Origin of the sequence: Heyndrickxia sp. MSNUG (genome assembly GCF_049532715.1) — a bacterium.
Classification (GTDB): domain Bacteria; phylum Bacillota; class Bacilli; order Bacillales; family Cytobacillaceae; genus Mesobacillus.
Map to the genome: position 1 here is coordinate 426,002 of NZ_CP150978.1, position 24,444 is coordinate 450,445.

General features: G+C 40.5%; 29 protein-coding genes. 19 read left to right on the forward strand and 10 right to left on the reverse strand.

Translation table 11 applies throughout. The features are described from left to right. Window positions 1-55: 55 nt before the first annotated feature. The 5 genes from AABM38_RS02120 to wrbA all read left to right on the forward strand — a co-directional run bounded on the left by AABM38_RS02120 (window position 56) and on the right by wrbA (window position 3,956). Entirely contained in the window at window positions 56-1,000 is a 945-nt protein-coding gene (locus tag AABM38_RS02120) for a ring-cleaving dioxygenase (RefSeq protein WP_423408910.1), read from the forward strand. Between the two features lie 4 nt (window positions 1,001-1,004). Next, window positions 1,005-1,613, forward strand: a complete 609-nt coding sequence (locus AABM38_RS02125; protein ID WP_423408911.1) for a flavin reductase family protein — start codon at window positions 1,005-1,007, stop codon at window positions 1,611-1,613. 31 nt (window positions 1,614-1,644) lie between these two features. Beyond that, on the forward strand, window positions 1,645-2,589 hold the full coding sequence (locus tag AABM38_RS02130) for a ring-cleaving dioxygenase (RefSeq protein ID WP_423408912.1): 945 nt from the start codon (window positions 1,645-1,647) through the stop codon (window positions 2,587-2,589). Beyond that, window positions 2,589-3,191, forward strand: a complete 603-nt coding sequence (locus AABM38_RS02135) for an alpha/beta hydrolase (RefSeq protein WP_423408913.1) — start codon at window positions 2,589-2,591, stop codon at window positions 3,189-3,191. Before AABM38_RS02130 ends, AABM38_RS02135 begins: the two co-directional genes overlap by 1 nt. Window positions 3,192-3,344: 153 nt before the next feature. Beyond that, complete coding sequence (gene wrbA, locus AABM38_RS02140) at window positions 3,345-3,956, forward strand: NAD(P)H:quinone oxidoreductase (RefSeq protein WP_423408914.1); 612 nt, start codon at window positions 3,345-3,347, stop codon at window positions 3,954-3,956. Between the two features lie 663 nt (window positions 3,957-4,619). Here the strand turns inward: wrbA and AABM38_RS02145 are convergent. Further along, a complete protein-coding gene (locus AABM38_RS02145; protein WP_423408915.1) occupies window positions 4,620-5,342 on the reverse strand; it encodes a MurR/RpiR family transcriptional regulator in 723 nt (240 codons plus the stop codon). A gap of 386 nt (window positions 5,343-5,728) precedes the next feature. Between AABM38_RS02145 and AABM38_RS02150 the strand changes: the two genes are divergently transcribed. The 3 genes from AABM38_RS02150 to AABM38_RS02160 all read left to right on the forward strand — a co-directional run bounded on the left by AABM38_RS02150 (window position 5,729) and on the right by AABM38_RS02160 (window position 8,416). Beyond that, complete coding sequence (locus AABM38_RS02150) at window positions 5,729-7,168, forward strand: glycoside hydrolase family 1 protein (RefSeq protein ID WP_423408916.1); 1,440 nt, start codon at window positions 5,729-5,731, stop codon at window positions 7,166-7,168. Window positions 7,169-7,340: 172 nt separating this feature from the next. After that, the gene (locus AABM38_RS02155; protein WP_423408917.1) at window positions 7,341-7,892 is read left to right on the forward strand and encodes a GNAT family N-acetyltransferase; all 552 of its coding nucleotides are present in this window, start codon (window positions 7,341-7,343) and stop codon (window positions 7,890-7,892) included. 77 nt (window positions 7,893-7,969) lie between these two features. Then, complete coding sequence (locus tag AABM38_RS02160) at window positions 7,970-8,416, forward strand: GNAT family N-acetyltransferase (protein ID WP_423408918.1); 447 nt, start codon at window positions 7,970-7,972, stop codon at window positions 8,414-8,416. Between the two features lie 66 nt (window positions 8,417-8,482). Here the strand turns inward: AABM38_RS02160 and AABM38_RS02165 are convergent, their stop codons facing one another. Then, complete coding sequence (locus AABM38_RS02165) at window positions 8,483-8,758, reverse strand: hydrolase (RefSeq protein ID WP_335376954.1); 276 nt, start codon at window positions 8,756-8,758, stop codon at window positions 8,483-8,485. A gap of 140 nt (window positions 8,759-8,898) precedes the next feature. On the opposite strand from AABM38_RS02165, the gene AABM38_RS02170 reads away from it, so the two are divergent. Beyond that, window positions 8,899-9,381 (forward strand): hypothetical protein, encoded by a 483-nt coding sequence (locus AABM38_RS02170; RefSeq protein WP_423408919.1) that lies wholly within the window; start codon window positions 8,899-8,901, stop codon window positions 9,379-9,381. A gap of 164 nt (window positions 9,382-9,545) precedes the next feature. Next, entirely contained in the window at window positions 9,546-10,079 is a 534-nt protein-coding gene (locus tag AABM38_RS02175; protein WP_423408920.1) for a cysteine hydrolase family protein, read from the forward strand. A 357-nt stretch (window positions 10,080-10,436) separates the two neighbouring features. Here AABM38_RS02175 and AABM38_RS02180 read toward each other — a convergent pair whose 3' ends face one another. From AABM38_RS02180 to AABM38_RS02190, 3 genes are all read right to left on the reverse strand, one after another. Continuing rightward, on the reverse strand, window positions 10,437-10,910 hold the full coding sequence (locus AABM38_RS02180) for a DMT family transporter (protein WP_423408921.1): 474 nt from the start codon (window positions 10,908-10,910) through the stop codon (window positions 10,437-10,439). 12 nt (window positions 10,911-10,922) lie between these two features. Further along, a complete protein-coding gene (locus AABM38_RS02185; RefSeq protein ID WP_423408922.1) occupies window positions 10,923-11,351 on the reverse strand; it encodes a DMT family transporter in 429 nt (142 codons plus the stop codon). A gap of 84 nt (window positions 11,352-11,435) precedes the next feature. After that, a complete protein-coding gene (locus AABM38_RS02190) occupies window positions 11,436-11,750 on the reverse strand; it encodes an ArsR/SmtB family transcription factor (protein ID WP_423408923.1) in 315 nt (104 codons plus the stop codon). A 300-nt stretch (window positions 11,751-12,050) separates the two neighbouring features. Here AABM38_RS02190 and AABM38_RS02195 point away from each other — a divergent pair, with 300 nt between their 5' ends. From AABM38_RS02195 to AABM38_RS02205, 3 genes are all read left to right on the forward strand, one after another. Beyond that, entirely contained in the window at window positions 12,051-12,905 is an 855-nt protein-coding gene (locus AABM38_RS02195) for a GRP family sugar transporter (RefSeq protein ID WP_423408924.1), read from the forward strand. Between the two features lie 13 nt (window positions 12,906-12,918). Then, the gene (locus AABM38_RS02200; RefSeq protein WP_423408925.1) at window positions 12,919-13,704 is read left to right on the forward strand and encodes a glucose-1-dehydrogenase; all 786 of its coding nucleotides are present in this window, start codon (window positions 12,919-12,921) and stop codon (window positions 13,702-13,704) included. Between the two features lie 181 nt (window positions 13,705-13,885). After that, window positions 13,886-14,389 (forward strand): DUF1456 family protein, encoded by a 504-nt coding sequence (locus tag AABM38_RS02205; protein ID WP_423408926.1) that lies wholly within the window; start codon window positions 13,886-13,888, stop codon window positions 14,387-14,389. A gap of 174 nt (window positions 14,390-14,563) precedes the next feature. On the opposite strand, the gene AABM38_RS02210 is transcribed toward AABM38_RS02205, so the two are convergent. Together AABM38_RS02210 and AABM38_RS02215 are read right to left on the reverse strand one after the other, a co-directional pair. Then, window positions 14,564-15,145, reverse strand: coding sequence for an MEDS domain-containing protein (locus tag AABM38_RS02210; protein WP_423408927.1), 582 nt, complete (start codon window positions 15,143-15,145; stop codon window positions 14,564-14,566). 154 nt (window positions 15,146-15,299) lie between these two features. Then, window positions 15,300-15,785, reverse strand: coding sequence for a CBO0543 family protein (locus AABM38_RS02215; protein WP_423408928.1), 486 nt, complete (start codon window positions 15,783-15,785; stop codon window positions 15,300-15,302). Window positions 15,786-16,036: 251 nt separating this feature from the next. Between AABM38_RS02215 and AABM38_RS02220 the strand changes: the two genes are divergently transcribed. From AABM38_RS02220 to AABM38_RS02240, 5 genes are all read left to right on the forward strand, one after another. Beyond that, complete coding sequence (locus AABM38_RS02220; protein WP_423408929.1) at window positions 16,037-16,567, forward strand: CBO0543 family protein; 531 nt, start codon at window positions 16,037-16,039, stop codon at window positions 16,565-16,567. 380 nt (window positions 16,568-16,947) lie between these two features. Beyond that, entirely contained in the window at window positions 16,948-17,202 is a 255-nt protein-coding gene (locus tag AABM38_RS02225) for a hypothetical protein (protein WP_423408930.1), read from the forward strand. A 546-nt stretch (window positions 17,203-17,748) separates the two neighbouring features. Beyond that, window positions 17,749-18,825 carry a M42 family metallopeptidase gene (locus AABM38_RS02230; protein WP_423408931.1) on the forward strand — a complete coding sequence of 359 codons (1,077 nt, stop codon included), beginning with the start codon at window positions 17,749-17,751 and terminating at the stop codon, window positions 18,823-18,825. A gap of 107 nt (window positions 18,826-18,932) precedes the next feature. Further along, on the forward strand, window positions 18,933-19,820 hold the full coding sequence (locus AABM38_RS02235) for a GNAT family N-acetyltransferase (protein ID WP_423408932.1): 888 nt from the start codon (window positions 18,933-18,935) through the stop codon (window positions 19,818-19,820). Window positions 19,821-19,931: 111 nt separating this feature from the next. Beyond that, the gene (locus AABM38_RS02240) at window positions 19,932-20,897 is read left to right on the forward strand and encodes a PstS family phosphate ABC transporter substrate-binding protein (RefSeq protein ID WP_423408933.1); all 966 of its coding nucleotides are present in this window, start codon (window positions 19,932-19,934) and stop codon (window positions 20,895-20,897) included. Window positions 20,898-21,084: 187 nt separating this feature from the next. On the opposite strand, the gene AABM38_RS02245 is transcribed toward AABM38_RS02240, so the two are convergent. The 3 genes from AABM38_RS02245 to AABM38_RS02255 form a co-directional block, all read right to left on the reverse strand. Further along, complete coding sequence (locus AABM38_RS02245) at window positions 21,085-21,276, reverse strand: hypothetical protein (RefSeq protein WP_423408934.1); 192 nt, start codon at window positions 21,274-21,276, stop codon at window positions 21,085-21,087. Between the two features lie 306 nt (window positions 21,277-21,582). Beyond that, a complete protein-coding gene (locus AABM38_RS02250; RefSeq protein WP_423408935.1) occupies window positions 21,583-22,119 on the reverse strand; it encodes a hypothetical protein in 537 nt (178 codons plus the stop codon). 118 nt (window positions 22,120-22,237) lie between these two features. Beyond that, complete coding sequence (locus tag AABM38_RS02255; protein WP_423408936.1) at window positions 22,238-23,119, reverse strand: LysR family transcriptional regulator; 882 nt, start codon at window positions 23,117-23,119, stop codon at window positions 22,238-22,240. A gap of 157 nt (window positions 23,120-23,276) precedes the next feature. Here AABM38_RS02255 and AABM38_RS02260 point away from each other — a divergent pair, with 157 nt between their 5' ends. Continuing rightward, window positions 23,277-24,440 carry a PrpF domain-containing protein gene (locus tag AABM38_RS02260; protein ID WP_423408937.1) on the forward strand — a complete coding sequence of 388 codons (1,164 nt, stop codon included), beginning with the start codon at window positions 23,277-23,279 and terminating at the stop codon, window positions 24,438-24,440. Window positions 24,441-24,444 lie beyond the last annotated feature (4 nt).

The following is a 24,444-nucleotide window of genomic DNA, read 5'->3' on the forward strand; positions in this document are numbered from 1 at the left end:
GGTAAAAGTATTAATGTGTATCGTATGAAAACGTCTAATCTAAGGAGTGTCCCGAATGAGCAAAAGAACGATGGGAATTCATCATATTACGGCTATTGTTGGCCATCCGCAGGAAAATGTTGATTTTTACGCAGGTGTTTTAGGCTTGCGCTTAGTGAAGCAAACGGTGAATTTTGATGATCCTGGCACGTACCATCTTTATTTCGGAAATGATGGCGGAAAACCGGGCACGATTATTACCTTTTTTCCATGGCCAGATGCATACAAAGGGAAAATCGGTGACGGCCAGGTTGGGGTGACATCATACGTCGTTCCGCCGGGGGCAATGGACTTTTGGGAAGAAAGATTGCAGAAGTTCCAGGTTGCTTTTACAAAAATGGAACGCTTCGGTGAGCAGTATCTCGAATTTGATGACCCGCATGGTCTTCATCTTGAAATTGTCGAGCGGACAGAAGGCGAATATAATATGTGGACGTTCGGGGGAGTAACACCTGAGGTTGCCATCAAAGGGTTTGGGGGAGCGACACTGTTGTCCGCACGTCCTGAACAAACGGCTGAGCTGCTGGAAAAGGTGATGGGGCTTGAAAAAGCAGGCGAAGCGGGAGATTTTGCCCGCTATCGTTCTGCTGCGGACATCGGAAATATTATTGATTTAAAATTGACCCCTATTGGCCGCGGGCAGATGGGTGTCGGCACGGTACACCATATTGCCTGGCGGGCAAAGGATGATGAGGACCAATTGGACTGGCAGAAGTATGTGGCAGCGAATGGGTATGGTGTTACTCCTGTCCAGGATCGGAATTATTTTAACGCGATTTACTTCAGGGAACATGGAGAAATCCTGTTTGAGATTGCCACTGATCCTCCAGGCTTCGCTCACGATGAGTCGCCTGAAACGATGGGGGAAGAGCTGAAGCTGCCGAAACAATATGAAAATCACAGAGAGACGATTGAGAATAGTTTGCTGCCAATTACTTTGAGGGAATTGGAGGAGGGATGAAGCAGTGATTTCAATCGATCCAGTCACAAACACTGAAAGGGATAATTATAAACTGCTGATCGGCAGTATTATCCCGCGTCCGATTGCATTCGTGACCTCCCTCTCTCAGGATGGTGTATTGAATGGAGCACCGTTCAGCTATTTTAACATTGTCTCCTCCAATCCGCCGATGATCTCTTTATCGATTCAGCGGGCAGAAGGAAGACAGAAGGATACAGCCAGAAACATCCTGGCGGCAAAGGAATTCGTCGTCCATATTGTTGATGAAGATAATGTTGAAAAAGTGAACGCCACTGCCGCTAGCCTCCCGCCAGACCAGAGTGAGGTTGAACTGGCGCAATTAACACCCGCAGCTAGTTTGAAAATTACTGTACCTGGAGTGAAGGAAGCGAAGATCAGGATGGAATGCAGATTGGAGCATGCTCTGGAACTGGGCGGCTCGGAGTCTCCTGGCTGCGATTTCATAATCGGAAAAGTGGTCCAATTCCATATAGACGAAGCCATTTATGAAAATGGAAGAATAGACCCTGCAAGACTGGCAGCTGTTAGCAGGCTTGCTGGCCAGGATTACGCAAAGATTGGCGAGATTTTTACGATTGAAAGACCGAAATGATTTTTTACCAGCAGTTGAAAGGAGGGGGAGCATGCTAAAGACAGCGGGAATCCATCACATCACCGCTATGGTGAACGACGCACAAAGGACGATTGATTTTTATGCAGGGGTACTAGGGTTGAGATTGGTGAAAAAAACAATCAACTTTGACCGTCCGGAAGTGTATCATCTTTATTTTGGCAATGAATCTGGTCAGCCCGGAACGGTGATTACCTTTTTTCCTTGGCCAAAACAGCTGAAAGGCCGGATTGGCATTGGGCAAGTAGGGGTGACGGGTTATGTGATTCCGGAGGGTTCTCTGGAATTTTGGAAGAACAGGCTCAAGAAATTCGGAGTAGAGTTTTCTGCGGATGTGCGATTTGGAGAAAAGTATGTAAAACTGCAGGATCCGGATGGTCTGGAAATCGAGCTGGTTGAACGCAATGGAGGGACAGTCAATGGCTGGAGCTTTGGTGCCGTGCGGTCCGAGGTGGCGATTAAAGGCTTTAGCGGTGCTACCCTCATTTCTGCACAGCCTCATAAAACGGCAGAGGTACTTGAGCATATTTTGGGACTTGAATGTGTTGGGCAGGAGGAGGGCTTCCTTCGGTTCAAAACGGATGCAGAGCTTGGTAATATAATTGTTATCAAGCTTACTCCATCTGTACGCGGGCTGATGGGCGCCGGAACGGTCCATCATATTGCCTGGAGAGCAAAAGATGAAGCTGAGCTTTTAAAGTGGAGAGCCCTGCTTCAGGAAAAAGGATATTACCCAACAGAGGTAAAAAACAGGAATTATTTTAACTCGATTTATGTTCACGAAGGTGGAGGAATCCTGTTCGAAATAGCAACGGACGCTCCTGGTTTTACAGTGGATGAACCTTTGGATAGACTGGGAGAAAGGATTATGCTGCCTTCCTGGCTTGAACCGAAAAGGGAAGAATTAGAAGCAATCTTAGCGCCTGTAGCGGTGCAGGAAATGGAGGAGATTGAATAGTGAAGCACGTTTTTAATAAGGGGACAAATGATAATAAGCCAACGCTGTTGCTGCTGCATGGTACGGGAGGAAATGAATTAGACCTGCTGCCGATCGCGGGAATGATTGATGAAAAGGCTTCTGTGTTAAGTGTAAGAGGGAATGTATTGGAGAATGGCATGCCTCGCTTTTTCCGCAGGCTTGCTGAAGGTGTATTTGATATCGAAGACCTGATTTTCCGGACGAAGGAATTAAATGAGTTTTTAGATGAAGCGGCGGTGAAGTATGGGTTTGACCGTCACAATGTGATCGCTGTTGGGTATTCGAATGGAGCAAATATTGCTGCTAGCTTGCTGTTTCACTACCAAAATGCTCTTAAGGGTGCGATTCTTCATCATCCGATGGTTCCTCGTAAAGGAATCGAGCTCCCGGATCTAACAGGGACGCCGGTATTTATTGCTGCCGGCACGAATGATCCAATCTGCCCTCCTTCCGAATCAGAAGAACTACAATCTTTGTTGGAAAAAGCAAATGCCAAAGTCGAATTGCATTGGGAGAACAGAGGCCACCAGTTAACGCTGCAGGAGGTTGAAGCGGCTGCACAGTGGTACAGGGGTTTGTAACTGCGAATAGAGTAAAATGAGAGTCTTATCTTTTTAAGGGATAAGGCTTTTTTTTGCCCAGAATGCTTAAAAACTGCTCATTCAGGTATATAGACTATGAGACAAAGAAAAGATAGCTTAGAAAGAATTTCATTGATAAAGGAGATGGATGAAATGGCGAATGTTAATCTAGCAGTGATTTTTTACAGCATGGGGGGAACGAACTTTCAACTGTCAAAATGGGCGAAGGAAGGGGCCGAGGAAGCTGGAGCGGAAGTGAAGGTTTTCAAGGTGAAGGAATTGGCTCCTGAATCGGCTATTGAAGGAAATCCGGCCTGGAAAGCGACGGTTGAGGCAACGAAGGATGTTCCTGAGGTTACACCAGAAGATTTGGAATGGGCAGATGCGATTATTTTCAGTGTGCCGACCCGCTTTGGAAACATGCCGTCACAAATGAAGCAATTCCTTGATATGACGGGCGGACTTTGGGCTAAAGGGAAATTAGTGAACAAAGTCGTGAGTGCGATGTCCTCCGCCCAGAACCCGCATGGCGGACAAGAAGCCACCATTTTATCACTTTACACAAGCATGTACCACTGGGGCGCGATTGTCGCTGCGCCGGGCTATACCGACCAGGTGACTTTTGCAGCCGGCGGAAACCCGTATGGAACAAGCGTGACCGTGGACCAGGACGGGAAAATGGTAGAAGATGTCCAGGCGGCTGTAAAATATCAGGCAAAGCGCACGGTTACTGTTGCGGAATGGGTTAAGAAGGGGAATCAGTAAGTTGGATTTTTAAAGGTAAATGGTGGAGGAGCACAAATCGGCTATATTTTTAGCCAACTGGTGAAAAAGAGTCCTAGCTAGTGAGAAAGCTAACTGGTGAAAAAGAGTCCTAGCTAGTGAAAAAGCTCAAACTGATGAAAAAAAGGTCCAACCGTGGATAAAAAAGGTCCCAACCGTTAATAAAAAGGTCCCAACCGTTAATAAAATAGTTCCAACCGTTAATAAAATAGTTCCAACCGTTTATAAAAAGATTCCAACCGTTGATAAAAAACCTCCGGCCATTGAAAAAAGTTCTAACTAGTGAAAAAAGCACCTCCAGCTGCATGTTGGGCTTTTACAATGGCAAGACAAATGGTTGGGATCACCATAAATCGCTAGAATAATGAAATTTAAATGATCCGACAGGTGGAAAATCTCCTACTGGTGATAAAACTTCATTTACTGGTAATAAAGCATCACTTACAAGTAATAAAGAATAACTTACTAGTAATAAATCTTCTCTTACTAGTAATAAACTTTCTTCAACTAGAAATAAAACGGTTTTCAGCTGAAATTACGTATTCAATCGAGCTGCAAAACTATAAAAAGAGCACATTTAAAGCATGAAGAGGCATATTTTAAATAAAAATAGACCAAAGATCTCATAAGATCGATGGTCTATTTTTATTTTAGCTTATAAATCTCACGGGCCATTGCTTCTAAAATATAAACAACGGGCACCTGTGTCGTGATGTTCGCTTCTTCGTGAAATTCCTCGGTTACATAGTATGCAATGTTTAAATCAGATATTTTTGCGATGGTAGAGAATTTATTGTTTGTGATGCTGATGATTTTGCTTCCTTCTTGTTTCAGCTGGTTGAGATGGGTGACGGTAAAGGGATTTTCTCCTGAGACAGATAATGCAATCGTGACACTGTTACTCCGCAATTTGGCGTGAATCGGAAAGTGGGGGTCCTTGATGTACATTGAAAAGGTGCCGAGGCTTGAGAAGTACCGCGCACCATATTCTGCGAGAATCCCGGAGCTTCCAATGCCGATGAAAATCACATTGTCTGCCTGGTTCACAAGATGGGCAGCCTGACTGATTTTTTCCTCAATATCGCCTTTTAATGTCCGCTCAAAAAACTCGACGACGGATTGCTGGGAGCTTTTAATGACGGTTTTTTTATTCTCTTCGAGATACATTTTCAGCTTCACTTTAAATTCAGTAAAGCCCTCACAGTTAAGTTTTTTGCAGAAGCGCAGAATCGACGCTGTTGATACATGGGTTTCATCTGCCAGTTCGCGAATCCGCATATAAGCGACTTTATCGCTGTTTTGGATGATGTAATTATATAAAGAAGTTTCTAATTCATTGAATGAGGCAATCATATCATTTGAGAACATGGGGGCTTATTCTCCTTTTAATAAGGCTCTGTAACAAGGCTGTTGATTTTCGTTCCAGGCGCTTCGCTTTCCGCGGGGCTGGCGCTGAGCCTCCTCGTCGCTTCGCTCCTGCGGGGTCTCACCTGCCCAGCTGAGCCCGCAGGAGTCTACGCGCCTTCCACTACAATCAACAGGGTATTAAAATCAACATTCAGCTTTAGCACAGCCTGTTATAAATCAATATCCTCATTTTATCATAAGTGATTCGCTAAGACACAAGGTGTGACATCTGTGAAACGAATGACTTCCTCTGTCATCCGAAACTAATTGCTCTGCGGTTATTTACTGCCTGGTCCGGCGAAGGTATGATTTTTTTATAGTTTGAAAAATGAGCGGGAGGTATTCAGATGAAGACATATCAATTTCCTGAAGGTTTTATGTGGGGCGGTGCTACGGCGGCCAACCAGATGGAGGGTGGCTTTTACGAAGGGAACAAGGGCTTGAATATCGCGGATGTCCTTCCTGGTGGGAAAGAAAGACTGGATATCCTGCAGACTCCTGGTTTCAATTTTGAAATTGACCGGGAGAAATATGGCTACTATCCAAATCATGAAGGCATTGATTTCTATCATCGCTACAAGGAAGACATTGCTCTTTTTGCGGAAATGGGTTTTAAGGTGTTTCGCATGTCGATCGCCTGGACAAGGATTTTTCCAAACGGGAATGAACTTGAAGCGAATGAGGAAGGGCTCGCGTTTTATGACCGGGTGTTCGATGAGCTGCACAAGCATGGCATTGAGCCGGTTGTGACAATTTCCCACTATGAGATGCCTGTCACTCTTGTAAAAGAATATGGCGGATGGAGAAATCGCGAAGTAGTTACTTTCTTTGAAAGATACGTCAAAGCAATCTTCAACCGTTATAAGAATAAAGTGAAGTACTGGATGACCTTCAATGAAATTAACAGCGGCTTGATCATGCCGATCATGGGACTTGGATTCGCCATCCAAAAGGAAGAGGATAAATACCAGCCTACCTTCCAGGCGTACCATCACCAGTTTGTTGCCAGCAGCATTGCGGTAAAAGCGTGTCATGAGATCATTCCGGATGCGAAAATCGGCTGCATGATTTTATATGCGCCGGCGTATTCCTATGATTCCAATCCGGAAAATGTCATGTATGCCCTTCAGGAGGAACGTTTCTTCAACTACTTCTGTGCTGATGTACAGGTTCGAGGGGAGTACCCTGCTTTTATCAAACGGTATTTCAAAGAGCATAACATCGAGTTGGACATTCGGGATGGCGACCTCGAACTAATCAAAGAGGGTACGGTCGATTACATTGGATTCAGCTACTATATGTCCAGGACTGAGATGAAAGACAAGTCTGGTTTTGGCAGCTCAGAAGGCAACCTGATTGGCGGAGTGAAGAATCCGTTCCTGAAGGCGAGCGATTGGGGATGGGAGATCGACCCGACAGGATTGCGTATCAGCTTGAATCAATTGTACGACCGTTACCAGGTTCCACTGTTCGTTGTTGAAAATGGATTAGGAGCCCGGGACCATGTGGAAGAAGACGGCTCGATCAATGACGACTACCGGATTGATTATCTTCGCGACCACATTAAAGCGATGGGTGAAGCGATTGAAGATGGTGTGGAATTGATGGGCTATACGAGCTGGGGCTGCATCGACATGGTAAGTATGTCAACTGGTGAGTTCTCGAAACGTTATGGCTTCATCTATGTCGACAAGCATGACGACGGCAGCGGGACACTGGAACGCAAACGGAAAAAGTCCTTCTTCTGGTATAAAGAAGTTATTGAAACAAACGGAGAAAAACTATAAGTGTAGGACCCTCAGTACATTTGCGTATTGAGGGTCTTTCTTTTAATAAAAAGGAATTCATGTTGGAATCAAGCTAAGTTTATTAATGCGTTAATTCAGGAAGGATTGACGCTCTTTATGTTGAAGTTACATTACAGTGCGAATGAATTGAACTGGGGTGGGAGGGCTCGTAGTGCCTGAGCTAGAGATAAGAAGACCAAAAATGGATGACATAAAGCAGTTAAATCAATTTTTTTCCATCGTGATCACTGATACGTTCATGAAAGAAGGGATCGGCGATAGGTTGGATGATATTAAGGCGGAAATTGAAATTAAGGAAAAATATATAAAAACCGATTTGGAAAGCAATGGCGAATTAAGATATTTTTTAATAGCGCTGGATGGTGATAAGGTTATTGGTTCGATTGAGTATGGACCAGCAAGCGAACTTATTAGGGATCATATTGACGACGCATCTGAAGAGATGTTCGAGGTAGGGACAGTGTTTGTCCATCCCGAATACCAACAGAATGGGGTAGCGAATTTACTATTGCATTCAATCTATCTTACCTTACAGGAAAAAGGCCTGGAGGAATTTTTTTTGGATAGCGGGTATAGGATTGCTCCAAAAATTTGGATCAAGAAATTTGGACAACCTGATTACTTATTAAAGGACTATTGGGGAGAAGGGTTTGACCATTTGATTTGGAGAATTAAAGTGAGCGATTGTTTGGGAGAGAAATAGAGACTCAAAAATTGGGTGCAAAGCTCCGGGGTCTAGTTTAGAAAAGAAAAAATATATTCCCATAAGGGTGCGCAATTATGGATATTGAGATAAGAGGTTATGAAGACAAAGATTATATGGAACTCTGTGGAATGGTGAACTCACTTTATAGTGAAGACACTGAAGGTCAGCCAATGAACACATCAAAATTGGCAGCAACAATGAATGAGTATAAGAAAAATCCAGAAAAAATTAGAATTGTCATTTTGGAAAAAAATAATGCAATTATAGGGTACTCCATATTTGTCTACCTTTGGAGCAATGAGTATGGGGGGAATATCTTAATAGTTGATGAGCTATACATTAAAGAGAAGGTTCGAAACGAAGGGATAGGCAGCTATTTTATTAAATGGTTAGAGGAAAGTGAAGAGTTCGTTGCGATTCAATTAGAAACTACTCCATCTAACAAGAGAGTATTTAATTATTATATTCGTTTGGGATTCAAAGTTGTGGAAAATGCTCATTTAATTAAGATTAGGCATTAATCTCCATTTTTGTTGAGATAAAGGATCGGGGCCTCCAATTAAACGAAGAAGCCCCTTAATCATTTTTTACTCGATTCTAAGAGCTTGGACATCACGACAGTCTACGAAAATAGTAGTACCTGGTTCTTCTTCTTCATCTCTAAAAGAAGCGCAGCAAGTATTGTTGTTAAAGCGCAGAAAAATGACATCTTCTAAGACTGTACCACCAGATAAAAATACGTCTACTTCTGTGCCGCGGCGCAACCTTCTTAGTTGATCGCACACACATTTATTGCATCGGCTGCTGCGGCTTGGACTAGTACGACTAGAATGGTCATCGTGAAATGAACAGTTATTACACATAGCAATTACCCCTTTCATATTTAATAGATTGTTTTGCATTATTAACATATGTAAGGAGCAATTAATAAGATTGGACAAAGAGTTTGGTGCAAGAGTACATTTTTATAGCGAAATGACGATGGACAGAGAGGGGACTTACTTTGAAAAAGAAATCGATCTTTGGGATGATCAGCTTTTTATTGTCATTCTTAGGCTTTTTCCTAATAGAAAAGATCTTTACGATTAAACCTGATGTGATTTCAGGTAATGGTAATCTCGGCCTCTTAATCATCATGCTTTTTTCACCTGTTTTCATTGCGAGTTACGTCTTAACGTTTAAGCTGGTAAAAGAAAAATCAAACCATGTTAACAATCGAAAAATTAACGCATGGATTTTACTTCTTTCGCTTATATTTTGTGTATTTTTGATAACAGCCATCGTAAATTACGCAAATGAGTTAGTCATTGCTTTAGGAGGAAGTCCAGCTGATCCTGACTCGAGGATTTATCGTTTCGGCTGGTTTAATCAATACACGAATAGTATGTATTTTAATGTTTATACCTTTCTAATGACTCATTTACTCGTTGTGATCGCAGCTGTGTTATCTGTAAAAAGTAACTTCAGTAAACCAGCTTCATTTTAATGAATGGCGGCCTGATTCTGGGGAAATGATCGTTGAAGGAAAAAATACTCGATGACAGGATGCGAAGGTTACGATGCACCGTATTTATTAGCAGAGAGTTTTTAAGGGAATCTCTGTTTTCTAATATGAGGCAGAGTTGATTTTTCAGGGGGAGGTTAAAGGAAATGGAAGCACTTTTAATAATTGACGTTCAAAATGGAATGTTTGAAGAAGGGGTATTCAACGGGGGAAACTTGCTTCTGAATATAAACCATTTAATTACCAAGGCACGGGCTGCGAATACAGCGATTTTTTTTGTGCAGCACAATGAAGCTCAGGGAGGGTCTTTGGAAAATGGAACAAAGGGGTGGGAAATCCATCCCGATCTTTCGCCTCAGACAGAAGATGTGATGATCCAGAAAACAACTCCTGATTCATTTTTCAAGACTTCCTTAGACGAAGAACTTAAAAGTCGCGGGATTGAAGAGCTGTATATTACAGGGATTCAAACGGAATTATGTGTTGATACTACGTGTCGGAGAGCTTTTAGTAAGGGGTATAAGGTAACTCTTGTTTCAGATGCGCACAGTACGTTTGATTCAGAGGAATTAGCAGCTCAGCAGATTATTAACCATCACAACAGTACTCTGCGCTGGTTTGCGGATGTTTATCCAAGCAGTGATATTCCTTTTAAGCATAGCGGCCCAGGTGAGAACTAGGAAAAATGATCTGTAAGGGTGGATCATTTCTTCCTAGGTCAAATTATCCCATCAGATTCCCCTCAGGAGCAAAGCGACGAGGAAGCTCACCTGACGCCCAAGGAAGAATACGATCTTTGAAAAAGCCGGCAGTAGGGCTTTTTCATATTTCTTCCCGCGGAAAACGAGTGCCTGGAGCGGAAATCAACATACCAGTTTAACACAGCCAAATATTAAAATAGTCTGTTAACTAAAGGAGGATTTACGACTTTTTTTTATATTTTTATTGAACAAACGGGGCAGTTGAAAAAACACACAGGGGAAAAGTAGATCCGCTGTGTGTTTTTTAAAATTAGTGCTACAACCTGCTTAGTTAATTTAAATATGTTGTGCAACTGTTTCTTTGCTTGAACGTTTATTTCCTTTATAGATAAAATAAAGGGCAATAATCATAAATAGTAATGCGAAAGCTCGTTTCATATCTAAGGCAATTACTAAACTATTAAACCACCCAAAATGATCAATAAGCACACCGATTACAAGCTGACCAGATATACCAGCAATATTGGTTGCTATGACACCGATTCTTGGTACCGCCATGACCGTGAGAAGTAAGTATAATGTGCCTAAAAACGCGGCACTTAATTGCCATTTAGGTGCTTCAAAAATTGCCAGCACATTTCCTTGACCAAAGAAAATGATAAAAATTGCTAAGAACATTGTCCCAGTTAGAAAGGTTAACAGTGTAGTTTCAAATGTTCCTGCTTTTCGACTTAATGTACCATTAATAGACGATTGAGCGCTTAGTGTAAGACCGCCGAATAAGGTGAATAAAATCATTATTATACCCATATTTAAAACCTCCTAATTTACTAATATAAGTGCTATTACCATTGAAATTACAGCATATATTTTTTCTTTATTGATTCTTGTTTTCTTGCTGCCAAGCCAACCATAGTGTTCAATAATCATGCTCATTACTAGTTGGCCGATGATTACTGCCACCATCGTTATCCCAACACCCACAAAAGGAACACTTACTACAATGGATGTTAAATAAATAACTCCTAACAAACCTCCAAGTAGTGTCCATTTAGGTGCTACACCCACATATGAAAGTTTACCTTTCCCAAAGAACAGCCATAATAGAACCAAAATTATTGACCCCATAAAAAAGTTATAAAAACTGGTCTCAAGCTGTCCAATAGTTTTCCCGAGTTCACCGTAGATCGCTCCTTCAAAACTTAGTGCAGCGCCTGCTAGTAACGCTAGTAAATATGAAAAGTAACGCATTTGATAGTTCCTCCTAAGCTGCTTATATTTAAATATCTAGAATAATCGATATAAGGTCTTTAATAAAAACAGAAATCACCAAACTTAGATTTCTGTTTGAAAATATTCAGCAAACTGACGAATAGTTTCTTCGTTTCTCCTATAATATGTCCATTGACCATGACGAACTGATTCAAGCAGACCAGCTTTCTGCATCATATTTAAGTAGTGGGACACCGTAGATTGAGAAGCTTTAGCCTTTTCTTGAATATCTCCTACACATACTCCGCCTTTGTAGCTTACCTCCTTTGGCAGGTGAGCGCCTTGTTTAGGGAAATGCTTCTCTGGTTCCTTCAACCACAGTAAAATGTTAAGTCGAGTTTCGTTTGATAAGGCCTTAAAAATATCAATTGGTTCCATGTTTCGTATTATATATCGATTTTTTTCGATATGTCAAATAGCAGACATTTCTTATAAAATAAACTAAAAGGGACGTGGATCCAAGAAGGGATTATTGCTTATTTTTGAAGAAAACTTTCTGCATGCTGGTTCAAAGGTCACATTCCCAACACAACAATCTTTTAGAAACAGCCTTTTCTATTGAATCATTTGAAGAATTTGCACATACTGCTTTCCTTTGAATAAGATTTTTCCCGTTACCGCAAGCTAAAAGAAAAGCTTTCATTGGTTTCGAAAAAAATGAGATTGGGGTACTCAATTATGACGGGAATTCTTTTAGCCCTGCTTGCAGCTGTTTCATGGGGCAGCATTGTGTTTGTCAGCAATAAGCTTGGCGGGGACGAAGACAGCCAGACGCTTGGCACGACAATTGGTGCCTTGCTATTTGCAATCGCAGTATTCATTTATAAAAGGCCGGATTTGTCTTCACTTATTTGGATCGTCGGTTTCATTTCAGGCTTGTTCTGGTCGCTTGGACAGAAAAATCAGTTTGGAGCTGTCCGGTACTTGGGCGTTGCTAAAACCGCTCCGATGTCGACCGGCCTGCAGCTGATTGGCACCACTTTTTTCGGCGTTTTTATTTTTAAGGAATGGGAAACAAGAATGAGCGTCATCATCGGCATTGCAGCATTAGTGCTGATTATTGCTGGTGCGGTGCTGACCTCGCTGAACCAGGAGAAGGATAAGGACAAATCGAAGAGCTTGAAAAAAGGCTTTCTCGTTTTGCTGCTTTCGACTGCAGGCTTTGTCGGCTATGTGGTGTTGATCCGCTGGTTCAATATTGATGGCTGGGCCGCAATCCTTCCCCAGGCAATTGGGATGCTTACAGGCGCGGTGCTGCTGACAATTCGAGAAAAGCCATACAATAAGTATGCAGTGAGGAATATCATAACCGGCCTGATGTGGAGTACAGGAAATCTCGGACTCCTGCTTGCATTGCCTAAAATCGGGGTAGCGACGAGCTTTTCACTATCACAAACGGGGATTGTCATTTCAACTATCGGCGGGCTGTTCTTTTTAAATGAACGAAAAAGCAAAAAGCAGGTATGGATGGTGCTGCTTGGCTGCTTGCTCATTATCGCAGGCGGAGTATTACTGGGTGTTACAAAAAGATAAGGGAGCGATTTGAATGTATCCAAGTCTTGAAGGAAAAGTTGTGGTTATTACTGGCGGTGCAACGGGTCTCGGGAAAGCGATGGCTGAGAGATTCGGGGCTGAAAAGTCTAAGGTAGTCATTAATTATTATAAAGAGGAACAGGAAGTACAGGCCATTATCGATACAATTGAAAGAGCAGGCGGAAGCGCGAGCGCGATCCAGGGGGATGTCACGAAGGAAGACGATGTGAAAAGGATGATCTCCCATGCCGTTAAGACATTCGGTTCCTTGGATATTATGATCAACAATGCCGGCATTGAAAACGAGGTCCCATCGGAAGATCTCACCCTGGAGGATTGGAACAAGGTCATTTCAACTAATTTGACAGGGCAGTTTTTAGGCTGCCGGGAAGCGCTTGACTACATGCTCGAAAATAAAATCAAAGGCTCGATCATTAACATGTCATCCGTTCATCAGAAAATTCCGTGGCCGCACTTTGTCCATTATGCAGCAAGCAAAGGCGGGGTCAAACTGATGACGGAAACGCTGGCGCTTGAATTCGCGCCACACGGAATCAGGGTGAACTGTATCGCGCCAGGTGCCATCGATACACCAATTAACGCGGAAAAATTTGATGACCCTGAGCTGACGAAAGGCGTTATCGAGCTGATTCCAATGGGGTATATCGGAAAGCCTGAAGAAATTGCCGCTTGTGCTGTATGGCTAGCTTCCAGCGAAGCCAGCTACGTCACCGGACTCACGCTGTTCGCAGACGGCGGCATGACACAGTATCCAGGGTTCCAGGCAGGGAAGGGATGAGGTTTCCCTTTTTTTAAAAAAAGAAATCCCTGGCAATGGAATTATTGCTTGGAATGCCGCGGTACGTGTGGGATAATACTTGTGCTCAATGATGGATGATTGAGCACGAGTTTTTTATGTAAAAACGATGGCGATGCTTTTAAAGTGATATAGAATGCGGCATTGTTAGGGAGGGTTATAAATGGAGAACAATGATATATTAATTCGATTACGATATGCACAAGATATAAAAAATATAGACATGGTCGAAATTTTTAAGCTGGGCGGCGTGAAAGTAACAAAAGAAGACGTGCTGAACATGCTCAGAAAACCAGAGGAAGTGTATGGCGAGATTGATGTGGAAGAAGACGAAGAGTACATAAAATGCAATAATCGGATGTTAGAGTCGTTTTTAAATGGCTTCATTACGTTTAAAAGAGGAAAGCAGGATCCGAAGCCTGGCCAGCCGGAAACACCGCCGCTGACGAATGAACATGTGAATAACATGCTTCTTAAGAAGCTGAAAATTGCGCTTTCAATGACAAGCGAGGACATGCTTGATATCTTTAAATTGGCTGGCATTACCGTTACAAAAGGTGAACTAGGCGCATTGCTGCGTAAACCAGGACACAAGAATTACAAAGAATGCGGCGATAAATTCGCCCGGAACTTCCTTAAAGGACTGGCCGTCAAGTATAGGGGATAGCTGGAACATGGGGACGGTTCTCGTGTTCCTATTTGGCTGGTAGTCGACATTGGGGGACTTATTGAAAATGGAAGTAAGTGAATTTCACGTGTTTCATTTCTTCTTATGAAAGTCAGTATCCGAATTATGACTCCAAAATAAGTGAATAAAGACAAACAAAACGCTTAGAATTCCCTAAGCGTTTTGTTTATTATCCGCCAATTGCTGGTACTGTTCGGATTCGAAGATATCATCTTCGATTAGAATATAAGGGTGTGTTTCCATCAAAATCCTTGTGAGGTAGTCTGGCATTTTCTCGCCTTTGTACGCACAAATTAATGGGAAGGACAGTAAGTTTACAGCTTCGTCTACAATTTTCTCGAAATCTTCTATTAAATGCAACGGATCTTCCATAGTGCTCCACTCCACATGTGCCCATGATCGGAAGGAGATTTTATTTTCAACGTATGGCTGGACCATTTTATTAAAGTATTCAGTGATGGCAGGCGGGTGATAACTGCCACTTGAATAATAGAAATCGTAGTTGTTTACCATGTGAACCAATTTCATTTGCTCAGCGGTTAATCGAGTGCTTATTTCTTTATGGATTAAAGGGTAAATCCGTTCATTTTCAATAAAAATAACGTAATCTCCCGATTCGACGCCATCTTTTATAAAACTTGCTGCCTGTTCAATGTAACTCTCCATTCCATTATAAGAATACAGAACATGAACACATCTTCGGTCGTCAAACAACTGGTTCATTTTGCTTCTCAAGTGATCACCCCTCTTCTTCTTTGTACTCTACAATTATACAGGGAAACAGTGATGAAAATGGTGATTATTTTAATTTGCTGAAACATGAGAACCGTCCCCATGTTCCTATGCATTAAAAAAAACTGCCAACAATTTTGGCAGCTTTTGATAAGGATTAGTTCATTTCTTCCTTTTGTGTCCATTTCCTGATTCCACCCATCAAGAACCTTACTGCTAAAAATGTAGAGGCGATTGAGGTAAAGCTATGGATTGAAGTCCAACTTTTTTTGTACTTTATTAAATCGGTTTTCTTTTCAATCCAGTGTTCCGCAATGGCGGAGGGAAGACTAAAGAGTATAGACTTTAAAAAAATCGCAATCAGTCCGTTGTTTTTTGTGACCTGGTTAAAATATATACAGGTTACAGGAAACAGAATATAACTGAATAACACGCTGATATCGAACGTTTTAAATAAGGAAACAGGATATTTCAAATAGCCTTTTTTCACTAATAAATTATCTAATATGGAGGCGATGTATCCTTTCAGCAAAAAGATCATGAGCCAATCTTTCAAAGGAGGCTTTTTTACTAGCTGGAAAAAGGAAAAGATACCGAAGATAAACAGTGCCCATAAAATATTCTTCTCATGGTTTCTTCCCAAAATCTGATGACCTCCTTTTTTGGCTAAGGACATTTTGTGTATTCCTGCAGTTGTTTTAAACTGATTTAAAAAGCCTGTCCATTATAGCGGAAGCTTTTGCTAAAAATGACCTATGTAAGTATTTTTCCTTCAACAATGGATATTATTCGGATGTAAGGCATGTATCCCCATGGAAAATAGTTTAATCAATTTTTGGCTATAATAACATGAAGATTCCTTTATTTGTAAAACAAGGGTTGTGTCTGGCAGTTATGATTAATTCATTATATGGATTGAGCTGGTTAGCCATTTTATTCATATGGGGAGATTGGAAAAATTGGAAGAGGTACTATCCAACCATCCTATTTTTCATTCTGGGGGATTTTCTATACTTATATTTATTGTCGGATGAATATCCAATGTGGAGGTATGCACCTCCTGCTGCGGATAAGGACTTGGGACTGACGAATACGCATATATCGTTATCAATCATCGCGATTAAATATCCTGCCACTGTCCTTGTTTATCTGTCCCATTTCCCGCAAGGCAAATTATTGAGCAAAGTTTTGTATTACTTTGGGTGGCTGATTTTATATCTTGTAAATGAAATGATTGATCTGCATTTTGGTCTTATTGACTATTTTAATGGCTGGAGCTTATGGTGGTCAGCGGTCTTTAATGCCGTGATGTTTTTCATCCTTAAAGTCCATTTTGAGAAACCGATTTACGCCTGGCTGCTATCCGCTATTTTTATAATCTTTTTGTGGAATCGTTTTGATGTCCCATTAAGAGTGTTTAGATAAAAGCAGTTGTCTAAAAAAGTAACGGGTTCTTTTTTGAACAGAAGATAGTAATGCAAATAGCCAACCAACTCGTATAAGAATTGGTTGGCTAATTTTTGTTGGTATATCAACGCTTATTTGATTTTTATCCTCACATTCACACATGAATTCGCCCCATTTTAGCAAGATGACAGTAATTATTGTCATACGGTTATTTGAAATGATAATTCACTTGCTAAGTGACTTACCAATTAACGTGCAAAATTAGGATGGAAAGGATTAAACGGTTCATAAATCGAATAGATAATATGATGATAATGAGCGGAACTTATTCCACTAACAGGCTGAATTTTAGAATAAGAGAAGACATTGCTTAATTAGATAGAGTGAGGTTAAACAAAATGAATGAAAATGAATTGGATTTTGTATTTGTAGACATTTTAGATTTATCTAGAATGTGTAAATTTACTAATTGCTCTCATACCAAAGAGCCACATTGTGCCGTTAAAAAAGCTATATCGGAAGGTGTCCTTTCTAAAGATAAATTCTATGCCTACTATAGAGAACAAAACGAAGAAGAACATATTTTGAAACAAAAGAATAGAACAAAAGCTGTTGATTATATGAAACAGAGGAAACTTTTTCAAGAACCTTAGATAAGATAATACTCCGCCAAATAAGTAATACTATTAAACAATCGGGTGCGATTACTTGATAAGCATAAAAAATTGGGAACAAATTTGATACACATACAAATGTTAAAAGCACTTCAAATTTCAGTGCTTTTTCACTTGAATTTATATGCGATTTACGATGGTTATTACCTTTTTGGACTTCTTAAGAGAACCGGTTACTAAAAAAGACTATTGCTTTTTTGTCGAATGAAATATTTTCTAATATATTGCAATTTTATAAAAAATAAAAATATAATAAACCATACAGTCGGTTTATTTACATCACCAATAAGCTGACTCTTTACTAGGTACTTATAAAGGGGGCAAAGGGGTTGCCATTTGTATGTTTTTTTGAAAAATCATCCCTTGGGTTTTACACACCATTTACAGTTCATAATAACGGGCTGTATTGATAAGGTTCAGGATGGCGCTATGAGTAATTCAGATAGGAAGAGATTCTAAGAGGGTCAATATAAAAAAATTTTACCTAAAAATAGACCGGTTAGTCGGTTTTCTGGAGGTTAAACCATGGACAAAAGGATTCTCGAAATGATGAAGGAATTAACGGAAGTGCCTGGGGTCGTTGGGGATGAGAGCAAAGTCCGAAAAGTAATGGAGAATCATATAAAGCCGTATGCAGATGAAATCCATCAAGATCAATTAGGCAGCTTGATCGCTGTAAAAAATGGAAATGTGCAAGGGCCCAAAATTATGATTACAGCCCACTTGGATGAGGTTGGTTTCATGGTGTCTGATATAACGGATGATGGATTCATAAAATTCATCCCGCTTGGGGGCTGGTGGTCCCAAGTTCTTTTAGCCCAAAGGGTCCACATTGCAGCCGAAGATAGACTGATTACTGGAGTAATAGGTTCGAAGCCGCCACATATTTTATCGAACGAAGAACGGAATAAGGTCGTTCAAATCAAGGATATGTTTGTTGATATTGGGGCGTCATCTAGGGAAGAAGCCTTAAGCTTTGGCGTGAAGCCGGGGGATACGATTGCTCCGATCTGTCCGTTCACGGTTATGGATAATCCTAAACTGTTGATGGCAAAAGCCTGGGATAACAGGCTGGGATGTGCGATTGCGGTAGAAGTTCTGAAGAGGCTGCAGGATAAGCAGCACGAAAATATTGTGTATGGGGTGGCAACTGTCCAGGAAGAGGTTGGAATCAGAGGAGCCAAAACGGCAGTGAATATGATCAATCCCGATATTTCTTTTGCGATTGATGTAGGGATTGCCGGAGATGTGCCGGGTGTTAACAGGAATGAAGCAAGAGGTGTGATTGGGAAAGGTCCTCAAGTTGTACTGTACGATTCTTCTATGGTCCCACATAAAAAACTTCGGGAGTTCGTAGTGGAAACAGCGGAGGAGTTGAATCTGCCTTTCCAATACGAAGCACTGACAGCAGGGGGAACGGATGCCGGTAATACTCACCTTCATGGAAATGGCGTACCTTCGCTGGCATTTACCATACCGACAAGGTATATCCACAGCCATGCATCCATCATTCATAGCGATGATTTTGAAAATACGGTCGAGCTTTTTGTTAATCTTATTGAAAAATTAACGTCCGAAACAGTGGAAAGCTTAATTAAATAATATGAATGCTATTAATTAAGTTTAAAATCACACATAGAAGTGATTTATTCCGGTGTTGTTCACTGTTTAGCTAACAAATTCTGCTTGTAAAAACTGGGGGAAAACGCATGCGAATTGAAATAAAGAGATTAAGTGATTGTCCATTAAATGATGGTGTAGAAGCTTATAATCGCGGGTTTGAGGGTTATTTTTACGATCAGACGAAGGATATTGATTCGTTTTCGAAGCGCTTTGGGCTGGATGAACTTTGTCCAGAGTATTCTGTTTTAGCATATTATGAGGGCCGGCCAGCTGGAATTGTATTGAGCGGAATCAAAAATATCAATGGCAAGCTGGTGGCCTGGAATGGAGGCACCGGAGTTGCGAAGGAGCTGCGAGGCAAGGGTGCAGGGAAAAAACTAATGAATGCGGTAATGGATATTTACAGGGAAAACAAGGTGGAAACAGCAACCCTTGAGGCGATCTCGAGAAATGAAGGTGCTATCGAGCTCTATAAAAAAATAGGGTATGACGTGAAGAAGCGATTAAAGTTTTTGCAATTTAATGAGGTTTTATATGCGGAGGTTTTTGATACTCCGAATTCAAAATATCAAATTGAATATGTATCGCCGCAAGAATTAACAGGTATTCCTTTTTACCAGCATCAATCACCGTGGCAAAATCAGAACCTGCATGATGCGAGTGCGATTGTTCTGCACGATGAACATAATCAAATAGCCGGTTACTCTCTCTATAAAAAGATGTACAAAGAAGGGGAGATTGCCAGTATTGGCCTGCTGCAGCTGGAAGCCGCTGAAAACAGGTCAGATTCAGCGGATATAATCAAAACTTTGCTGAAGCATTCATTTTTCCCATTGAACCGTGCTTTCCAGCGGACGACGGTCAATACACCTGACGACAAGACGCAACTGCTTGAAGTTTTACAAGAGTGCGGGTTTAAGGAATGGGAGGAGCAGGTGTGGATGGTGAAGGATCTTGGTGCTGAAAAAGCTTAATAATTATTAATATTTATTTTCACATTATTTACAATTCCTTAAAACCCCGTTAATAACAGTCTAGTAATCTTGTACTAGTAGGAACGTTATAACATTAGGGGGATTAAGGAAATGAAGAGACTTAAAAAATTAGGTATGTTCACAATGCTTGCCTCAGTTATGGTTTTTGGAGCTGCTTGTTCTGATGGTGAAAAAAGCGCAGAAACGACGAACGGAAACGACAGTCAGCTAGAGGGCGCGATCGCAATTGACGGTTCAGGGACAGTATATCCTTTCATGGCTAAAATGGCTGAAAACTATATGACAAATGAACAAGAGAATGTCTCTGTTGAAGTAAGCCGTGCCGGTACTTCTGCTGGTTTCAAAAAGTTCCTTGAGAAAGATGGCACAGACTACAATGATGCTTCCCGCCAGATCAAAGATGAAGAAAAGGCTAAAGCGGAAGAGCTTGGAATCGAAGTAAAAGAAATGAAAGTTGCATTGGATGGCATCACGATTGTCATTAATAAAGATAACGATTGGGCGAAAGACCTGACGAAGGAAGAAGTCATCGATATCTTCCTTGCTGAGTCTGGAAAGAAAAAATGGTCAGATGTACGACCTGACTTCCCAAATGAAGAAATCAAGACTTACGGTCCAAATGAAAACCACGGTACGTATGAATTCATGTTTGAAAATATTCTAGAAGAAAAGCCGCTTGTAGAAGGAATTAACTTGCAGCAGGACTACTCAACACTTGTGGACCTAGTATCAAAAGACAAGAATGCCATCGGTTTCTTCGGATATGGCTACTATGCAAATAACAAAGATAAGCTGTCTGCTGTAAATGTTGATTTTGGCAAAGGCCCGGTTGAACCTTCACTTGACACAATCAAAGAAGATGGCGACTACGCTCCATTCACACGCCCTGTATTCACATACTTGAACGTGAACAACGCGAAAGAAAAAGCGCAAGTATTAGACTATGCAATCTACACAATGAAAAATGCACAGGATGTTGCAAAGGAAACAGGATTTGCTCCATTAGCTGACGAAGATATCGATTCAGTTGTGAAAGAATTGGAAGAATTGAAGTAATTTCATGAATGTGAAAAGAAGGCCAATGTCCAGGTAATGGATGTGGCCTTCTTTTTTTTTCGAGAGGCGGGATGAAAATGGAGCCATCCAGGTGGGGGCTGGATTGCTCCGGTGTTGCAAGATCGAGTGAGGCCACAATTTAAAATGGCATGTTGAGGAGCAGTTCTGGTCAGGGCAGTGGCCAGGGTTATAAAGGAGGGCTCTGTTTTTCATCTAACGCTGAAATGAATTTAAAGCGCCGCTTTGCTTTATTCAGCAGCTGTTCAATTTCTTTGAGCGCGGAATGCCGCTCTGTTTCATTCTGTGTGTTGATCAGAAGTCGCTTTAACTCTTTTAATTTCAGGTTTTCTTCTGGGGAAAGACTACTTTTAGTACTCACGATTTCATCCTCCTTTAGGTTGGTAAAACAATTGATCATGAGAAGCCTTGTTAGAACCACTCAACTCGATATTTTGCTCGCGAATGGTCATGAGAAGACTCAACATAACATTCAACCCGCGGTAGTAGATTGATCCTGTCAATTCCTATCATAAATTCAGAATATTAATTATTTTATGGGTTTTTATTAAGTTATTTTTAAAAGTATAAGGCTGAAATAAATTAGAACATGAGAACCGTCCCCATGTTCACGCCCCATGTTCACGCAAAAAAAAGAACGCTCATTCATAAGCGTTCTTCCGAAGTTTTATAACATTTCCTTAGCCATCCCAATCATCTGCTTTTTAAGTTCTGCAGCTGATATATTGTCATTGTTATAAGCGATAGAGTAGTAGATTCCGTCTTTTATGAAAATAAGCGAGTTGCCTTTATAATTGCCTGTAACTCCATTCGTCAATTCAACGTCTTCTCCGGCTGGCTCGGCATATTCGACTTTGAAATTATGGACAGAGATGATTAACATGATTTTTTCCTCTTCATTTTTGGAAATGGAGTTGAAATCGACTCTTAATTCCTTGCCGTCGTGTTTAAAATCCTCGATCGAAGTCAATTTCAGCGGCATTGCATCAAAGGGCAGTTCTTCTGGCAGGTTTATTTTAAATGGAAGAGCTTCTAATCCTTCCTTGAGCGAAGGAGCTTGATAAACGATCGGAACATTATCTAATTCTTCTGCCTCTGGGTTGGTTTTCACCAGGTTAGTCGTGTCGAGCGATCCGTTGGCGTTTTGCTGGCAGCCGGTCAACAGTATAAGGAATATGAGAGCTGCAATCCAAATTTTTTTCATGAGCGTCCTCCCTTCTGTATTTCTATTTTATACGGATGGAGGCGTGAATGAGTTTCAATATTTGTAAAAATATAACAAATATCATAACGAAAAAACAGTAGCCATCGAACTTTGTACCTTACATTTTAACAGTTCCTTTTTTAAAGTCCCATTCTCTTAAAAACTCACAGAATGCTTTTATTACAACGTTATTAGAATATTCCTTTTTATAAATTAACCAAGTTTTTCTTGTTACTGGAGATCCTTGTTGAGTCAGGCAAGGTATTTTAAATAACTCTTCGTCTCCTTCGAGAAGTATGTTAGGCAGAATTGCGTATCCTAGGCCATTTAAAACCATTTCTTTGCAGGTTTCCATATTATCGACTCTCATTGTAATTGTAGGAGGTAACATATAATTTTCAGTCCACCAATTATCGATTAATGTTTTTAATGAGGTATCGGTATTGTAATAAATTCTCGGTAAATGGGCTAAGTTCTCCATATCCACTTCTTTTTTTGAAACAATTAACAGATTCTCTTCCATTAGTAATTGTTTTTCATGGGAAAAATTATGGCTGCCTCTCAAAATACCTATTTGAGATTGTTCCTTGTATATTGAATTTATAACTTCTTCGCTCCATCCAGTATTTAAATGAAATTCTACCAGCGGATATTTTTCGTTAAACTTACCTAAAATTGGGGGGAGTTTGTACCTGGAAAAGATACTGGAAGCACTAATTCTTAGTGTTCCTTGAATATTATTTTCGAAGTTTAAGACATCTTCCTTTACCTTCTGAAAATCTCTCTGCATTTTAGCTGCATATTCTGCTAAATATTCTCCCTGTGGAGTAAATGCAACTCCTCGGTGTCCACGATGAACGATTTTAATCCCAAATTCATCTTCTAATCTTTGTAATCTATAAGATATTGCAGGCTGAGAAATTCGAAGTACTTCGCTCGTCTTTGTAATATTTTTATATTCGAATAATGTTGTGAGTAAATTCCAATCTAAATGATCCATATTACACCTCAAAGAAAATATTTTACTATATTAATTTATTTGGATATAAAAAAATTTTATCGATTATAATAAAAAATTGATATTTTATTTATCTCTGAATATTCAATATACTCTTCTTATACCATGGTATCAATCTTTTTTATGAGGTGTTTTACCTGTGAACATTCACGGCCAGTTATATAAAGTACCAAGTGTTTTAATGAGAGGAGGCACCAGCAGAGGTTTAATCCTAAAGGATGTTGATTTGCCCAAGGATCCACACGAAAGAGATTTAGTCATAGCAAAAATTTATGGCAGCTCTAAGAATGGACAAATAGACGGGATTGGTGGCGGGACCCCTTTAACGAGTAAAGTGGCAATCGTAGGTGTTACAAACAAGTATAATTGCGATATTTTTTACACTTTCGGTCAAGTCAGTACTAATAGTCAGAAGGTTGACTATAAGGTAACTTGCGGTAATATGGCCTCAGCAGTCGGATTGTTCGCAGTTGAAGAGGGCTTAGTAGAGTTAACAGAAGGCATAACCAAAGTGAAAATCTATAACACTAATACTGAAAGAGTTATGGAAGTTGAAATTCCAGTTCATAATGGCCATATTGTGTACGATGGTGACTTTTCCATTTCAGGAGTTTCGGGCTCTGGGTCATGCATTATGGTGAATTTTCTGGATTTCGGAGGAGCTATTACAGGAAAGTTATTACCCACTGGAAATGTTATTGATTTTATAAAATTAACAGACGAGAGCAGTATTGGAGTTTCTATAGTAGATGTAGGAAATGTTTTAGTTTTTCTAAAAGCATCTGATTTAGGGTTAAACGGTACTGAATTATCTGATAAAATGAATAGTAAAATAATTCAAGAAAACATCGAGAGAATAAGAGTCAGATGTGGAAGACTAATTGGTTTATTTGATGAAAAAGAAATAGTAACCCCAGAAACTCATGCCTTACCTAAGATGGTTATAGTATCACAACCGGAAGACTATATTGGTGAAACAGGTGAAGAGATTACTAAATCTGACATTGATATTGTTGGCAGGTATATTGCAATGGGAACATTACATCGCGCTTTTGCAGTAAGTGGAGCAATCGGGCTAGGGGTTGCATGTAATATTGATGGGTCTATACCAAATGGATTAGTTTCCTCTGATGTTTCAAACAAAATCAGGATTGGACATCCTTCAGGCACTATTTTAGTTGATGTTGAAATAGAGGTAGAAAACTCCACTTCATATAAACTTATTAAAGGTGGAATTGGTCGAACTGCAAGAAGAATCATGGAAGGAAATACACTTGTTCCAATTGATTTAATGGGATCGTAATTTA

Bases quoted from the DNA above. Each gene is read 5' to 3' on its own strand.
- AABM38_RS02160 (WP_423408918.1), top strand. From the start codon at position 7,970: ATGGATATTGAGATAAGAGGTTATGAAGACAAAGATTATATGGAACTC.
- AABM38_RS02165 (WP_335376954.1), bottom strand. From the start codon at position 8,758: ATGTGTAATAACTGTTCATTTCACGATGACCATTCTAGTCGTACTAGT.
- AABM38_RS02120 (WP_423408910.1), top strand. From the start codon at position 56: ATGAGCAAAAGAACGATGGGAATTCATCATATTACGGCTATTGTTGGC.
- AABM38_RS02145 (WP_423408915.1), bottom strand. From the start codon at position 5,342: ATGTTCTCAAATGATATGATTGCCTCATTCAATGAATTAGAAACTTCT.
- AABM38_RS02240 (WP_423408933.1), top strand. From the start codon at position 19,932: ATGAAGAGACTTAAAAAATTAGGTATGTTCACAATGCTTGCCTCAGTT.
- AABM38_RS02185 (WP_423408922.1), bottom strand. From the start codon at position 11,351: ATGCGTTACTTTTCATATTTACTAGCGTTACTAGCAGGCGCTGCACTA.
- AABM38_RS02200 (WP_423408925.1), top strand. From the start codon at position 12,919: ATGTATCCAAGTCTTGAAGGAAAAGTTGTGGTTATTACTGGCGGTGCA.
- AABM38_RS02180 (WP_423408921.1), bottom strand. From the start codon at position 10,910: ATGGGTATAATAATGATTTTATTCACCTTATTCGGCGGTCTTACACTA.
- AABM38_RS02250 (WP_423408935.1), bottom strand. From the start codon at position 22,119: ATGAAAAAAATTTGGATTGCAGCTCTCATATTCCTTATACTGTTGACC.
- AABM38_RS02230 (WP_423408931.1), top strand. From the start codon at position 17,749: ATGGACAAAAGGATTCTCGAAATGATGAAGGAATTAACGGAAGTGCCT.
- AABM38_RS02255 (WP_423408936.1), bottom strand. From the start codon at position 23,119: ATGGATCATTTAGATTGGAATTTACTCACAACATTATTCGAATATAAA.
- AABM38_RS02150 (WP_423408916.1), top strand. From the start codon at position 5,729: ATGAAGACATATCAATTTCCTGAAGGTTTTATGTGGGGCGGTGCTACG.
- AABM38_RS02190 (WP_423408923.1), bottom strand. From the start codon at position 11,750: ATGGAACCAATTGATATTTTTAAGGCCTTATCAAACGAAACTCGACTT.
- AABM38_RS02220 (WP_423408929.1), top strand. From the start codon at position 16,037: ATGATTAATTCATTATATGGATTGAGCTGGTTAGCCATTTTATTCATA.
- wrbA (WP_423408914.1), top strand. From the start codon at position 3,345: ATGGCGAATGTTAATCTAGCAGTGATTTTTTACAGCATGGGGGGAACG.
- AABM38_RS02175 (WP_423408920.1), top strand. From the start codon at position 9,546: ATGGAAGCACTTTTAATAATTGACGTTCAAAATGGAATGTTTGAAGAA.
- AABM38_RS02195 (WP_423408924.1), top strand. From the start codon at position 12,051: ATGACGGGAATTCTTTTAGCCCTGCTTGCAGCTGTTTCATGGGGCAGC.
- AABM38_RS02235 (WP_423408932.1), top strand. From the start codon at position 18,933: ATGCGAATTGAAATAAAGAGATTAAGTGATTGTCCATTAAATGATGGT.
- AABM38_RS02205 (WP_423408926.1), top strand. From the start codon at position 13,886: ATGGAGAACAATGATATATTAATTCGATTACGATATGCACAAGATATA.
- AABM38_RS02225 (WP_423408930.1), top strand. From the start codon at position 16,948: ATGAATGAAAATGAATTGGATTTTGTATTTGTAGACATTTTAGATTTA.
- AABM38_RS02130 (WP_423408912.1), top strand. From the start codon at position 1,645: ATGCTAAAGACAGCGGGAATCCATCACATCACCGCTATGGTGAACGAC.